Source organism: Bittarella massiliensis (ex Durand et al. 2017) (genome assembly GCF_017566145.1).
GTDB lineage: Bacteria > Bacillota > Clostridia > Oscillospirales > Ruminococcaceae > Bittarella > Bittarella massiliensis_A.
Genome location: NZ_JABFCL010000074.1, coordinates 1 through 294 on the forward strand (window position 1 = coordinate 1; position 294 = coordinate 294).

Sequence of the window (294 nt, forward strand, 5' to 3'; positions counted from 1 at the left end):
TGTCAGGACTGATTATTTTCCCTGTTCTGGAGTTGTCGCTGTCGTTACTGGAAGCTTATATTCTTCCAGCTTTGTGATATCAAATACAACCGCGCAATTATCATCTACCGCACGCCCGTTTGCATAACACTTTCCAATCACCAGATCCGCGTCGTCCATTGCTTTTGTCTGGTCATACTCCTTTACCTCGAAAGATGTTGCTCCCATCACATAGACATTCGGAATGGTAAAAATTCCCTTCCCCTGCGGGCAGTTCGCGTCCACATGCTTTACAATCGGCATGAAAGATGTATT

At 45.2% G+C, this 294-nt stretch carries 1 pseudogene; it reads right to left on the reverse strand.

The annotated features are described in order from the left end of the window. Positions 1-12: 12 nt before the first annotated feature. Positions 13-294 (reverse strand): annotated as a pseudogene (locus HJY11_RS13505) (hypothetical protein); the annotation flags it as partial.